Below are 12,764 nucleotides of genomic sequence, written 5' to 3' on the forward strand. Positions count from 1 at the left end.
AGTGCGGGGCGTCCACAGACGCGCCGCAATATTTGCGGCCTGACACGTGTCAAGAAGGACAGATGACCATGACCGACCTTCGCCGTGGCGATCCGACCGGGCTCCACCGGGTGCTCGACCCGGCTGGCGTGCTGCCCCAGGCCGCGCACCGCCTCGACACCCGCGCCGAGCTCTGGCCCGACGAGGTGCGCGTGCGCGTCGAGCGGCTCAACCTCGATGCCGCGTCCTACCGGCAGCTCGAGCGCACCCACACCGTCGACGGCGCGGTCGACGGCGACGCGGTCCGCCAGGCGGTGCTTGACATCGTCGCCGCACGCGGCAAGATGCAGAACCCGGTCACCGGATCCGGCGGCATGCTGGTCGGCACCGTCGAGGAGGTCGGGCCCGACTCGCCGCTCGGCCTGCGCGTGGGCGACCGGGTGGCCACGCTGGTCTCGCTCACCCTCACTCCGCTGGTCATCGAGGACGCCCTGGCCCGGTGGGACGGCCGGGGCGAGCAGGTGCCCTGCGACGGGTACGCCGTGCTGTTCGGCCGCTCGATCGCTGCGGTGCTGCCCGACGACCTGCCCGCCGAGCTGAGCCTGTCGGTCATGGACGTCTGCGGGGCACCCGCCCTGACCGCCCGCGTCGTGGCGGAGCACGCCGCCCGCGACGGCCGCGCACCGACGGTGACCGTGATCGGCGGCGCCGGCAAGTCCGGGTCGCTCAGCCTGGCCGCGGCCCGCCGGGCCGGCGCCGGCCGCACCATCGGGGTGGTGCCGCACCAGGGCGAGGCCGGGCTGCTGACGCAGGCCGGGCTCGCCGACGAGGTGGTCATCGCCGACGCCCGCGACCCGATCGCCCTGCGTGACGCGGTGGCCGCGGCCGGAGGTCCGGCCGACGTCACGGTCGTCTGTGTCGACGTGCCCGGCTGCGAGGGCGGGGCCGTCCTGGCCACCGCCGATCGGGGCACCGTGGTCTTCTTCTCGATGGCCACCTCGTTCTCGGCCGCCGCCCTGGGCGCCGAGGGGCTGGCCGCCGACGTGACGATGCTGGTCGGGAACGGCTACCTCCCCGGCCACGCGGCGTACGCCCTCGACCTGATCCGCGAGCACGCCGGTGTCCGCGGGCTCTTCGAGCGGCGGCTCGAGGTGTCGGCGTGAGCCGGGGCAAGCTCGACCTCGACCCGGCCACGGTACGCCGTGCGCGCAGCCTCGCCCGCAAGGCCGGGCAGCCGATCGTCGAGATGGCCCAGCAGCACACCACGGTCGCCGTGGAGCGGGCGACCCTGCGCCTCGGCGGCCTCGGCGGGGCGGACCAGGAGGGCACACCGTGGGTCAATCGCCTGCTCGACGTGGTCCGCGCCGACCTCGCCGCCGACGGGGGCCTCGAGCACGGCGTCGCGTTGCCGGTGTGGGACGCGCTGCTGCGCGGCGAGGCCGAGGACCTCGCGACGCTCGCGCAGAGGGCATCCGCCGGCTCGGTGCGTTTCCGGCTCCCGGAGGGCCGCGACGCCACCCGGGCGCGCAGCGCGTCGCGCAAGCAGGTCGGGCAGGGCATCCGGCGCATCGACTCCCGCCGTCGCGAGCGGGACCGGCTGATCAAGCGCTTCGGCGACGCGCCCCGCACCCCGTGGATCTATCTGATCGTCGCCACCGGCGACATCTACGAGGACATCCCGCAGGCCCAACAGGCCGCCCGCGAGGGCGCCGACGTGATCGCGGTGATCCGCTCCACCGGGCAGAGCCTGCTCGACTACGTCCCCGAGGGCGCGACCCGCGAGGGCTTCGCCGGCACCTACGCCACCCAGGAGAACTTCCGGCTGATGCGGGCGGCGCTCGACGAGTCCAGCAAGGAGCTGGGCCGCTACGTGCGCCTGACCAACTACGCCAGTGGCCTCTGCATGCCCGAGATCGCCGCGTTGGCCGGGCTCGAGCGCCTCGACATGATGCTCAACGACTCGATGTACGGCATCCTCTTCCGCGACATCAACCCGGTCCGCACCTTCGTCGACCAGCGCTTCAGCCGGCAGGTGCACGCTCGCGCGGGCATCATCATCAACACCGGCGAGGACAACTACCTCACCACCGCCGATGCGGTCGAGGCCGCGCACACGGTCACCACCAGCCAGCTCCTCAACGAGTACTTCGCCAAGGAGGCCGGCCTCGAGGACTGGCAGCTGGGCCTCGGTCATGCCTTCGAGATCGACCCCGACGTGCCCGACTCGTTCCGCCTCGAGCTGGCCCACGCACTGCTCGCCCGCGAGCTGTTCCCCGAGGCCCCGCTGAAGTGGATGCCGCCCACCCGGCACATGACCGGCGACATCTTCCGCGGCTACCTGCTCGACGGGTTCTTCAACCTCGCGGGCGCGCTCACCGGACAGGGGATCCTGCTGGTCGGCATGATGACCGAGGCCGTGGTGACGCCTTGGCTCTCCGACCGCGACCTGGCGCTGCAGAACGTGCGCTACGTGCTCGAGTCGGCGGGCAGCCTGCACGAGGACTTCCACCCTGCGCCCGACGGCCTGATCGCCACCCGGGCCCGCCAGGTGCTGGGGGAGACGCTCGAGCTGCTGGAACGGATCATCGACCACGAGCACGGCCTGCTCGACGCGATCGCCGACGGCACCTTCGGGCTGATGCGCCGCCCCTCCGACGGAGGCCGCGGACTCGACGGCGTCGCCCGCAAGTCGGCCGCCTACTACAACCCCGCCACCGAGCTGCTGGAGGAGAAGTGAGCGCGACGCCCGATTCCGCCGACGGTCGGTTGGTCCGGCCGTACGGCGACACCACCGGTGACGGGATGGTGCAGGTCAGCTTCACGCTGCCGCTGCCACATTCGAAGACCGCGGAGGGCGCGGCCGCCCAGCTCGCGGCGAAGATGGGGCTGGAGCCGGCGTTGGTGGTGCACGCCAAGCCGATGGGCCCCGACTTCACCTTCTTCGTCGTCTACGGCCGGGTCCACCACCTCGTCGACACGAGCAAGGTCCGGGTGGTCGAGCGGGACTACCCGCTGTTGACCCCGCCCGAGGTGAACACCGCGGTGCGCCGGCTGTTGCGCCGGCGTCTGGTCGTGGTCGGTGGCTGCATCGGCACCGACGCCCACACGGTGGGCATCGACGCGATCTTGAACATCAAGGGCTTCGCCGGCGAGAAGGGGCTCGAGTACTACCGCGAGCTCAAGGTGGTGAACCTCGGCGCCCAGGTCTCGGTCCCACAGCTGGTCGAGCGGGCTCGGGCGGAGAAGGCGGACGCGGTGCTGGTCTCCCAGGTGGTCACCCAGCGCGACGCCCATCTGCTGAACACCCGTGAGATGGCTGCCGCGTTCCGGGAGGCCTACCCCTCGGACCGCAGGCCGCTGCTGGTCGTGGGCGGGCCGCGCTTCGACGAGTCCCTGGTCGCCGAGCTCGGTGTCGACCGGATCTTCGGCCGGGGCACCACGCCGGGGGAGGTGGCCAGCTATCTGGTCGACAGCGTCCGCAAGCAGGTCGAGGCGAGGAGGAGCGCGTGAGCGAGGTCGTCGAGTCAACCGGGGGTGCAGGAGCGCTGGCGGGTGCCCGGGTGGTGCATCGCCGCTACGTGCCCTACTCGCACGCCCACTACGCCGGCAACCTGGTCGACGGGGCCTACAGCCTCGGCCTGTTCGGCGACGTCGCCACCGAGATGTGTATCCGCACCGACGGTGACGAGGGGCTGTTCGCGTCCTACTCCGACGTGCAGTTCCGGGCCCCGGTCCGGGCCGGCGACGTGCTGGAGATCAGCTGCGAGCTGGTCCGGGTCGGCCGGCGGTCGCGGGTCATGGAGTTCGCGGTCCACGTGGTCGCCCGCGGTGCCGCCACCGCCGAGCGACCGGGCGCCGCCCAGGTGCTCGCGGAGCCCCTGCTGGCCACTTCGGCGACCGGAACCGTGGTGGTCCCAGGCTGACTCGAGCCGCGCCGGCCCCGTGTGGGCCAGACCATCACAGAACCTATGCCGCGACACGCCGTCGGCGCCGAGAAATCGGAGGGAACTTTGAGCAAACCAGGGGCGGCGCTGACCTGCGACTTTGCCTAAAGTCCCAGGTCAACGCCCGGTTGACACCGAGGTGGCCGCCCGGCAAACCTGTGGCGACTGCCAACGCAGATCGTGGTTGGTGAACCGACGTCCGAGTGGCCGGGTCTGAGGGTGGGGTGCCAAACACCTGTCCGACCTGGTCTGCGGAGGTCGGTCCACCGCTGCGACGGCGGTCGCGGAAGGGCCTCGGACCCCCTAGACAACGTCCCGATCCCGGCAGCCGGTCGGTGTTCGGAGCGGACCGAAGGCGCCCGAGGTCCTTCCGTTCCCTGCAGCCATCGCCACCGGGCACCGTCCAGGTACCGTTGACGCGTGCTCACGCGGACCCTGCTCGCCGCCCTGGCGGGCCTGGCCCTGGCCCTGGCCTTCGAGCCGGTGGCAGCCGCCTTCCTGATCCCGGTCGCGGTGGCCGGCTTCGTGCTCACCACCCGCGGACTGCGCGCCCGGAGCGGCTGGGTGCCGGGGCTCGCCTTCGGCGTGGTCTTCCTCTTCACCCACCTGTGGTGGCTGCGCGCCGTCGGGACCGATGCCTGGCTCGCGCTCACGGCCGCGGAGTCGCTGTTCTTCGCGCTGCTCGGGTCGGTGACCGCCGTGCTGCAGCAGCGCCGCTGGTGGCCGCTGTGGGTGTCCGCGGCCTGGGTGGCGGTGGAGGTCTGGCGCAGTGGCTGGCCGTTCGGGGGGTTGCCCTGGGGCCGGCTGGCCTACGGCGTGGCCGACACACCCGTCGCCGAGGCTCTGCCGTACGCCGGGATGAGCGGCGTCAGCCTGCTGCTCGCGCTGACCGGCGCGCTACTGGCGTGGCTGGCCACGGCCCGTGACCGCCGTCAGTGGTTCGCCGCCGGCGGGGCGCTGGCCGCGGTGCTCGCGATCGGCGCGCTGCCGGCCCTGGCGCCGTACCAACCCGACTCGGAGGGGGAGGTCACGGTCGCGGCGGTCCAGGGCGACGTGCCCGGCAACGGCGACGACATCCTGGCCGACCACCGGCAGGTCACCGCGAACCACATCGAGGCGACCGTCGACCTCGCCGAACGGGTCGGGGTGCCCGGCGGGGGAGAGACCGCCGACGCCGGGCGGACCGACCTGCCTCGGCCCGACTTCGTGCTCTGGCCGGAGAACTCCACTGCGGTCGACCCGTTCCGCGACACCGCCACCAACAGCGGTATCGAGTCGGCGGTGACCGCCATCGGGGTGCCGGTGCTGGTGGGGGCGATCGTCGACGCCGGCGAGGACCACGTGCTCAACCAGGGCATCGTCTGGGATCCCGTCACCGGAGCCGGGGATCGCTACACCAAGCGCCACCCGGTGGCCTTCGGTGAGTACATCCCGTTCCGAAGCCTGTTCGAGGGCAGCATCGGGCGTCTGGACCAGATCCCCCGAGACATGCTCAGCGGCACCCGCGAGGAGCCGCTCCAGGTGGCCGGCGTCCCGGTCGCCAACGCCATCTGCTTCGACATCGCCTACGACGACGGCATCCACGACCAGGTCTCGCGGGGCGCGGAGCTGCTCACCGTGCAGACCAGCAACGCGACCTTCATCCACACCGACCAGATCGACCAGCAGTTCGCGATCACCCGCCTGCGCGCCTTGGAGACCGGGCGCTGGGTGGTCGTGGCCGCGACCAACGGCGTCTCCGGCGTGATCAGTCCCGACGGCGAGGTGGTCTCCAGCGCGGCGCCGCGCACCCGCGAGGTGCTGCTCGAGCGGGTGCCGCTCGTCGACGCGGTCACCCCGGCCGTGCGACTCGGGCCGTGGACCGGACGCGCGTGCGTCGTGCTCACCGCGGTGGGTCTGCTGATGGGGCTGGTCCCGTATCGTCGGAGCCGGCGGCAGCAGGGTGCTGGGGAGGACGCCGCGCCGGGTCGCAGCCCGGCGCTGACCGTCCCCGCCACGGAGACGAGCGAGTGAGGCAGCCGGCGTGAACCCTGCTGTGGGACCCGGAGCGAACACCGACGGGAGCCCGGCCGCCGACACCGACGGGCTGGGACGCATCGTGATGGTGGTCCCGACCTACAACGAGGCCGACAACCTCGCCTGGATCGTCGGCCGGCTGCACCGGGCCCAGCCCGAGGTCGACGTGCTCGTCGTCGACGACGGGTCTCCCGACGGCACCGGCGCCATCGCCGACTCGCTGGCCGCCGACGACCCTCGGGTGCACGTGCTGCACCGCACCACCAAGGCCGGCCTCGGCGCGGCGTACCTCCACGGTTTCGGCTGGGCCCTCGAGCACGGCTACGACGTGATCGGCGAGATGGACGCCGACGGGTCCCACCAGCCCGAGCAGCTGCACCGGTTGCTCGAGGCCGTCCGCGACGCCGACCTGGTGATCGGGTCGCGCTACGTCTCCGGCGGCTCGGTGGTCAACTGGCCACTCTCACGGCAGCTGCTCTCCCGGGGCGGCAACCTCTACGTCCGGCTGCTGCTCGGGATCGGCGTGCGCGACGCCACTGCCGGGTTCCGGTTGTTCCGCCGGGCGACCCTGGAGAAGATCGAGCTCGACCAGGTGCGCTCGGTCGGCTACGTCTTCCAGACCGATCTGGTCACCCGCACCCTCCGGGCCGGCCTGACGGTGCGCGAGGTGCCGATCGAGTTCGTCGAGCGCGAGCGTGGTGACTCCAAGATGAGCGGCGCGGTCGCCACCGAGTCGCTGAAGCTGATCACCCGCTGGGGCGTGAGCGAGCGGCGCACCCAGGTGCGGCGAGCCCTGCGCGGGCGGCGCTGATGGCCGCGCGCCGCCGGTCGATCAGCTGGCTGCTCTTCCTGGTGCTGGTGGTGATGCCGCTGGCCGAGATCTACGTGCTGATCCAGGTCGGGCAGGTGATCGGCGCGTGGTGGACGATCGCGCTCCTGGTCGCCGACAGCATCCTGGGCGGCTGGCTGATCCGGCGGGAGGGCGGTCGAGCATGGCGGGCACTGCGAGATTCGCTCTCCACCGGGCGGATGCCGGCACGTGAGCTGGCCGACGGTGCGCTGATCCTCATGGGCGGCACCCTGATGCTCAGCCCGGGCTTCGTCACCGATGTCTACGGGATCGCCCTGATCCTGCCGTTCACCAGGCCGGTGGCGCGGCGACTGCTCACCGGGGTGCTGACGCGGCGGCTGCTCGGCGCCGGGGCCCCGAACGCACGACGCCCCGGACCGGGGCCCGACGGGCCGGTGATCCGGGGCGAGGTGGTCGACGAGTAGCCGGGGCTCAGGCCGAGGTCTTGCGCTTCTTCTGGTTCGCGCGGTGCAGGTGCGCGGGGCCGATCTCGCCTCCGCGCAGCAGTTCGAGGCGCTCCTTGAGGATGTCCTCGAGCTCCTTCTCCGACCGCCGTTCCAAGAGCATGTCCCAGTGCGTGCGAGCGGGCTTCTCGGCCTTCTCCTCAGGCTGGATGCCCGAGATGCTCAGCCCCACGCCCCCGCAACGCGGGCACTCCCACACCGCCGGCACGTCGGCCTCGACCGACATCGTGATCTCGAACTCGTGATCTTGCGGACACCGATAACCGACCTGCTGACGAGCCGCGAACTCGATGCCGCGCTCGTCCTCGAAACTCTGGCCTCCGAGTCGCGCTCCACGCAATGTGCGCTCCGCCATGAGGCACCTCCAGTCTTCGTTCCCCCAATGGTCATGACCGAGACGGTGATCCTCCGGTGGGGATCGAACGCCTCATCTGCTCAACGGTAGCCAGCCCCGCAAGATTCCATGTGCGGATCGCTGCGACCGAACTCACGTCGTCAGGGTCACCGCCCGGTCCCTCGGGCGGGACGCCGGCCGCCGCGGCACGCGGCTCACGGTCCGGTGGCCGAGTGCTGCACGAGGGCGGAGTCTGCCCGGGTGCGTGCCCGCACCGGCACCAGCAGCGCCAGCCCCACGGCGAGCACCAGGACGATGCCCAGGACGCCGAAGTGCTCGGCGTCGTCGCTGCTGACGCCGGTCACCTGCGCACCCACCCAGATCGCGGTCGCGAACGAGGCCGGCGCCAGGAAGCTCACCGCCCGGCCGGTGGTCGCGTAGAGCCCGAACACCTGGCCCTCCTCGCCCTCGGGGATCAGCCTCGCCAGGAAGGTGCGCGAGGCCGACTGGGCGGGTCCGACGAAGACGCAGAGCACCAGCCCCGCCACCCAGAACGCGGTCCGGCCCTGGTCGTGCAGCGCGAAGACCACGAGTCCGGCCGCGACCATCGACGTCAGCGAGAGCACGATCACCCGCTTGGGACCGATCCGGTCGTCGAGGACGCCGAATGCGATGGTCGCGATGCCGGCGACCACGTTGGCTGCGATGCCGAACACGATCACGCCGCCGTCGGTGAACCCGAAGACGTTCGCGGCGATCACCGCCCCGAACGTGAAGACACCGGCCAGCCCGTCGCGGAACACCGCCGAGGCGCCCAGGAAGTAGACGGTGTCGCGATCGGTGCGCCACAGGTGCGCGATGCTGGCGAACAGCATCCGGTACGACGCCCCGATGCCGACGCGGGGACCCCGCGGGCCGCGCCGGGCGGGGTCGTCGCGCAGCGTGAGCAGCACCGGCAGCGAGAACAGCAGCGTCCACCCGGCACAGAACAGCATCGTGACCCGCACGTCGAGCCCGTTCTCGCCGGTGACCCCGAACAGGCCCACCTCGGGGTCGATCAGCCCGAAGAAGACGATGAGCAGCAGCACGATCCCGCCGAGGTAGCCCAGGCCCCACCCGAGGCCGGACACGCGGCCGACGGTGGCCGGCGTCGAGATCTCCGGGAGCATCGCGTTGTAGTTGACCGAGGCGAACTCGAAGAACACGTTGCCCGCGGCGAGCAGGAGCAGGCCGAGCCAGAGGTAGTCGGGCGAGGGCTGGACGAAGAACATCCCCGCGGAGGCGGCGATGACCAGGCCGGTGTTGACCGCCAGCCACCAGGTGCGGCGCCCGGAGCGGTCCGCCCGTTGACCGGTGATCGGCGCGAAGACGGCCACGAGCACGCCGGCGGCGGCCAGCGCCCAGCCCAGCTTCGCCGCAGCCCCGGGCCCGAAGTCGTCGGAGGTGAGATAGACGCTGAACACGAACGTGGTGATGACGGCGTTGAACGCCGCCGACCCCCAGTCCCACAGCCCCCACGCGAGGACGGGCCAGCGCCCGAGCGCCGGGCGGGCGAGGGGCGGGGCCGGCGCCGCGCCGGACGGGCTCACCGGTCGCTCCGTTCCCGGAGCCGGCCGGGTCCTCGCCACTGGCCGCGCTCCTCGAGCACCGCCTTCAGCACGTCGGTGCGGTCGGTGAAGACGCCGTCCACACCCAGGTCGAGCAGGGTGCGCATCTCGTCGGGGTCGTCGACGGTCCACACGTGCACGTGCAGCCCGCCGGCGTGTGCGCGACGCAGCAGCCCCCGGGTCAGGATCGTGAAGCCACGGCGACGGTGCGGCACCTGGAGGGCTGCCGGACGCCCGCGGGTCACCGCTGCCGCCAGTCGGCCGCTGGGCAGCAGCCGGTAGGCCAGCACCTCTCCCGGGTGGGCCGCGGTCGGCACCCGACCCTGGGTCAGCGCCCGGAACCGGCGCAGCCGGCGGACGGAGAACGACCCGACCAGGACCCGACCCCAGGCCTCGCGCGCGGCCAGCAGATCGGCCAGCGCCGTCACCGCGCCGTCGGACTTGAGATCGATGTTGAACCGGGCCTGCGGGAACCGGTCGAGCAGGCTCGCCAGGGTGGGCACCTCCTCGCGCCCACCGACCAGGGCCGAGCGCACCTCGCGGTGGGTGAGCTCGTCCAGGGCCCCCTGACGATCGGTGACCCGGTCCAGGACCGCGTCGTGGAAGGCGAGCAGCACCCCGTCGCGGGTGACGTGCACGTCGGTCTCGAGATAGTCGTAGCCCAGGCCGACGGCGTGCTCGAACGCGGCGAGCGTGTTCTCGAGACCCTCGAGATCGGGGTGGTAGGCCCCTCCTCGATGGGCGAACGCGAGCACCGACCCCGGCTGGGATCGGACCTCGTCCAGATAGGGGTGGCCGGTGGGCGGGGCAGTCACGCGCCTCAGTATCCCGGCTGCCCGGTCGCGGATGCCCGCCGCCTCCGGATCAGATATCGCGGAAGGTCTCGATGCTCGCGCCCAGCGTGTTCAGCCGCTCCGCGAGGTCCTCGTAGCCGCGGTGGATGACGTAGGTCGAACGCAGCACCGAGGTTCCCTTGGAGGCGAGCATCGCGAGCAGGATCACCACGGCCGGCCGCAGGGCCGGTGGGCAGACCACCTCGGCGCCCGAGAAGTGGGTCGGCCCCTCGATCATCACCCGGTGCGGGTCGAGCAGCTTGACCTGACCGCCGAGCTTGTTGAGCTCGGTGAGGTAGATCGCGCGGTTCTCGTAGACCCAGTCGTGCAGCAGCGTCTGGCCCTCGGCCACGGCCGCGATCACCGCGAAGAACGGCAGGTTGTCGATGTTGAGCCCCGGGAACGGCATCGGGTGGATCTTGTCCAGCGGCGCGTGCAGCTCGCTGGGCTGGGTGGTGATGTCGACCAGCCGGGTGTGGCCGTTGCGCGCGACGTACTCCTCGGACCGGTCGTAGCGGAAGCCCATCTCCTCGAGCGTGGCCAGCTCGATCTCGAGGAACTCGATCGGCACCCGCCGGATCGTGATCGAGGACCGGGTCACGATGGCCGCGGCCAGCAGCGACATGGCCTCGATGGGGTCCTCGGACGGCGCGTAGTCGACGTCCACGTCGATCTCGGTGACCCCGGTGACGGTCAGCGTCGTGGTGCCGACGCCGTCGACCGCGACGCCGAGACGCTGCAGGAAGAAGCAGAGGTCCTGGACCATGTAGTTCGACGAGGCGTTGCGGATCACGGTGGTGCCCGGGTGCAGTGCGGCCGCCATCAGCGCGTTCTCGGTGACGGTGTCGCCGCGCTCGGTGAGGACGATCGGGCGGGTGGGCTCGATCGCGCGGTTGACCTGCGCGTTGTAGGAGCCCTCGGTGGCCTTCACCTCGAGGCCGAACGGGCGCAGCGCGGCCATGTGCGGCTCGACGGTGCGGGTGCCGAGGTTGCAGCCGCCGGCGTAGGGCAGCGCGAAGTCGTCGGCCCGATGCAGCAGGGGGCCGAGGAACATGATCACCGAGCGGGTACGCCGCGCGGCGGCGACGTCGATGTCGTCGAGGTCGAGGTGCTTGGGCGGCACGATCTCGAGGTCGTTGTCGTCGTTGAGCCACCGGGTCTGCACCCCGAGACTGCCGAGCACCTCCAGCAGTCGGTTCACCTCCTCGATCCGGGCCACCCGGCGCAGGGTGGTGCGGCCGCGGTTGAGCAGCGAGGCGCACAGCAGCGCCACCCCGGCGTTCTTCGAGGTCTTGACGTCGATGCTGCCCGAGAGCGTGGTCGGGCCGGTGACCCGCAGGTGGGTGGGGCCGGCGCCGAGCGCGACGATCTCGGAGTCGAGGGCCGCGCCGATGCGGGCGATCATCTCCAAGGAGAGGTTCTGGTGCCCCTTCTCGATGCGGTTGATCGCGGACTGACTGGTGGCCAGCAGCTCGGCCAGCTGGTGCTGGGTCAGACCACGGTGCTTGCGGGCGTCCCGGATCAGGTTGCCGATGCGGGCGAGATAGTCGGCACTCATGTCGTTCACGGTAACTCACATGTGAGATAGAGGTTCAAATCGCGAGCTGGCGAGTCCTGCGCGCGGCGGTCGGTGAGGCTGGCCCAGGGGAGAGGCGGCCGCCCGGGGGTTGGACGCACGGCGACGGTGGAAAGATGCGAGGTATGCGCGCCACCACCATCCACGCCCCCGGCGACATCCGGGTCTCCGAGGTCCCCGATCCCGTCCTCGAGCTGCCCACCGACGCGATCGTGCGGGTCACCGCGGGCTGCATCTGCGGCTCCGACCTGTGGCCCTACCGCGGCGAGAACGACATCACGCCCGGACAGACCATCGGCCACGAGTGCATCGGCGTGGTCGAGGAGGTCGGCACCGACGTCCGCTCGTTCCGGCCGGGCGACTTCGTGATCGTGCCGTTCGACCACTGCGACAACACCTGCCCGCACTGCCTTGCCGGCGCCCAGTCGGGGTGCGTGAACCTCGGCATGACCGTGAGCGGGCAGGCCGAGTTCGCCCGGGTCACCCAGGCCGACGGCTCTCTGGTCGCCGTCCCCGACGTCGGCGCGACCCCCGACCCCGCGCTGGTGCCGTCGCTGCTGACGCTCTCCGACGTGATGCCCACCGGGTGGCACGCCGCCGTCTCTGCGGGGGTCCGCCCCGGCGGCACGGCCGTGGTGATCGGCGACGGCGCGGTGGGTCTGTGCGGCGTCCTCGCCGCGGCCACCATGGGCGCCGAGAAGGTGATCGCGATGTCGCGCCACGAGCCGCGCCAGCAGCTCGCCCGCAGGTTCGGTGCGACCCACGTGGTCGCCGAGCGCGGCCGCGAGGGCGGTGCGGCGGTCAAGGAGATCACCGACGGCATCGGCGCCGACGCCGTGCTGGAGTGCGTGGGCACCGACGCCGCCATGAAGACCGCCTTCGCTGTCGCCCGTCCCGGATCGACGGTCGGCTTCGTCGGCGTCCCGCACGGGGTGGAGCTGCCGGTCCGCACGATGTTCAGCAAGAACGTCGGGCTGGCGGGTGGGATGGCCCCGGTGCGGCGCTACCTGCCCGAGCTGCTCGACCTGGTCCGCGAGGGCCGCATCGAGCCCGGCCTGGTCTTCGACGCGACGGTGCCGCTCGACGAGGTGGCCGAGGGCTACCGGATGATGGACGAGCGCCGCGCGATCAAGGTGCTGGTGGAGCCGTGAGCGGCCGCCG

General features: G+C 72.0%; 12 protein-coding genes. 8 read left to right on the plus strand and 4 right to left on the minus strand.

The window, feature by feature from the left end; all coding sequences use genetic code 11:
* Positions 1-68: 68 nt before the first annotated feature.
* The 7 genes from kdd (at position 69) to D6B71_RS02335 (ending at position 7,214) form a co-directional block, all read left to right on the plus strand.
* Complete coding sequence (gene kdd / locus D6B71_RS02305; protein ID WP_121251901.1) at positions 69-1,142, plus strand: L-erythro-3,5-diaminohexanoate dehydrogenase; 1,074 nt, start codon at positions 69-71, stop codon at positions 1,140-1,142.
* Positions 1,139-2,716, plus strand: a complete 1,578-nt coding sequence (gene kamD, locus D6B71_RS02310; RefSeq protein ID WP_121251554.1) for a lysine 5,6-aminomutase subunit alpha — start codon at positions 1,139-1,141, stop codon at positions 2,714-2,716. Before kdd ends, kamD begins: the two co-directional genes overlap by 4 nt.
* Positions 2,713-3,489: a lysine 5,6-aminomutase subunit beta gene (kamE, locus tag D6B71_RS02315; RefSeq protein WP_121251556.1), complete on the plus strand. Its 777-nt coding sequence runs from the start codon at positions 2,713-2,715 to the stop codon at positions 3,487-3,489. The genes kamD and kamE overlap by 4 nt, the downstream gene beginning before the upstream one ends.
* Positions 3,486-3,902 (plus strand): 3-aminobutyryl-CoA ammonia lyase, encoded by a 417-nt coding sequence (gene kal / locus D6B71_RS02320; protein ID WP_240641001.1) that lies wholly within the window; start codon positions 3,486-3,488, stop codon positions 3,900-3,902. Before kamE ends, kal begins: the two co-directional genes overlap by 4 nt.
* 441 nt (positions 3,903-4,343) lie before the next feature.
* Positions 4,344-5,936, plus strand: a complete 1,593-nt coding sequence (gene lnt, locus D6B71_RS02325; protein WP_121251558.1) for an apolipoprotein N-acyltransferase — start codon at positions 4,344-4,346, stop codon at positions 5,934-5,936.
* Between the two features lie 88 nt (positions 5,937-6,024).
* Positions 6,025-6,750 (plus strand): polyprenol monophosphomannose synthase, encoded by a 726-nt coding sequence (locus tag D6B71_RS02330; RefSeq protein WP_121251905.1) that lies wholly within the window; start codon positions 6,025-6,027, stop codon positions 6,748-6,750.
* On the plus strand, positions 6,750-7,214 hold the full coding sequence (locus D6B71_RS02335) for an FxsA family protein (protein WP_121251560.1): 465 nt from the start codon (positions 6,750-6,752) through the stop codon (positions 7,212-7,214). Before D6B71_RS02330 ends, D6B71_RS02335 begins: the two co-directional genes overlap by 1 nt.
* 7 nt (positions 7,215-7,221) lie before the next feature.
* On the opposite strand, the gene D6B71_RS02340 is transcribed toward D6B71_RS02335, so the two are convergent.
* The 4 genes from D6B71_RS02340 to D6B71_RS02355 all read right to left on the minus strand — a co-directional run bounded on the left by D6B71_RS02340 (position 7,222) and on the right by D6B71_RS02355 (position 11,585).
* A complete protein-coding gene (locus tag D6B71_RS02340) occupies positions 7,222-7,608 on the minus strand; it encodes an RNA polymerase-binding protein RbpA (protein WP_121251562.1) in 387 nt (128 codons plus the stop codon).
* A 194-nt stretch (positions 7,609-7,802) separates the two neighbouring features.
* Complete coding sequence (locus D6B71_RS02345; RefSeq protein WP_206051506.1) at positions 7,803-9,176, minus strand: MFS transporter; 1,374 nt, start codon at positions 9,174-9,176, stop codon at positions 7,803-7,805.
* Positions 9,173-10,009 (minus strand): glycerophosphodiester phosphodiesterase family protein, encoded by an 837-nt coding sequence (locus tag D6B71_RS02350; protein WP_121251566.1) that lies wholly within the window; start codon positions 10,007-10,009, stop codon positions 9,173-9,175. Before D6B71_RS02350 ends, D6B71_RS02345 begins: the two co-directional genes overlap by 4 nt.
* Positions 10,010-10,058: 49 nt before the next feature.
* Positions 10,059-11,585, minus strand: a complete 1,527-nt coding sequence (locus D6B71_RS02355; RefSeq protein WP_121251907.1) for a helix-turn-helix domain-containing protein — start codon at positions 11,583-11,585, stop codon at positions 10,059-10,061.
* Between the two features lie 143 nt (positions 11,586-11,728).
* Between D6B71_RS02355 and D6B71_RS02360 the strand changes: the two genes are divergently transcribed.
* Positions 11,729-12,754 carry a zinc-dependent alcohol dehydrogenase family protein gene (locus D6B71_RS02360; RefSeq protein WP_121251568.1) on the plus strand — a complete coding sequence of 342 codons (1,026 nt, stop codon included), beginning with the start codon at positions 11,729-11,731 and terminating at the stop codon, positions 12,752-12,754.
* Positions 12,755-12,764: the final 10 nt, after the last annotated feature.

Source organism: Nocardioides ferulae, from assembly GCF_003660455.1.
Classification (GTDB): Bacteria; Actinomycetota; Actinomycetes; order Propionibacteriales; family Nocardioidaceae; genus Nocardioides; species Nocardioides ferulae.

Coding starts and splice junctions, on each gene's coding strand:
- kdd (WP_121251901.1), top strand. CDS start 69: ATGACCGACCTTCGCCGTGGCGATCCGACCGGGCTCCACCGGGTGCTC.
- D6B71_RS02355 (WP_121251907.1), bottom strand. CDS start 11,585: ATGAGTGCCGACTATCTCGCCCGCATCGGCAACCTGATCCGGGACGCC.
- D6B71_RS02335 (WP_121251560.1), top strand. CDS start 6,750: ATGGCCGCGCGCCGCCGGTCGATCAGCTGGCTGCTCTTCCTGGTGCTG.
- D6B71_RS02360 (WP_121251568.1), top strand. CDS start 11,729: ATGCGCGCCACCACCATCCACGCCCCCGGCGACATCCGGGTCTCCGAG.
- D6B71_RS02330 (WP_121251905.1), top strand. CDS start 6,025: ATGGTGGTCCCGACCTACAACGAGGCCGACAACCTCGCCTGGATCGTC.
- D6B71_RS02340 (WP_121251562.1), bottom strand. CDS start 7,608: ATGGCGGAGCGCACATTGCGTGGAGCGCGACTCGGAGGCCAGAGTTTC.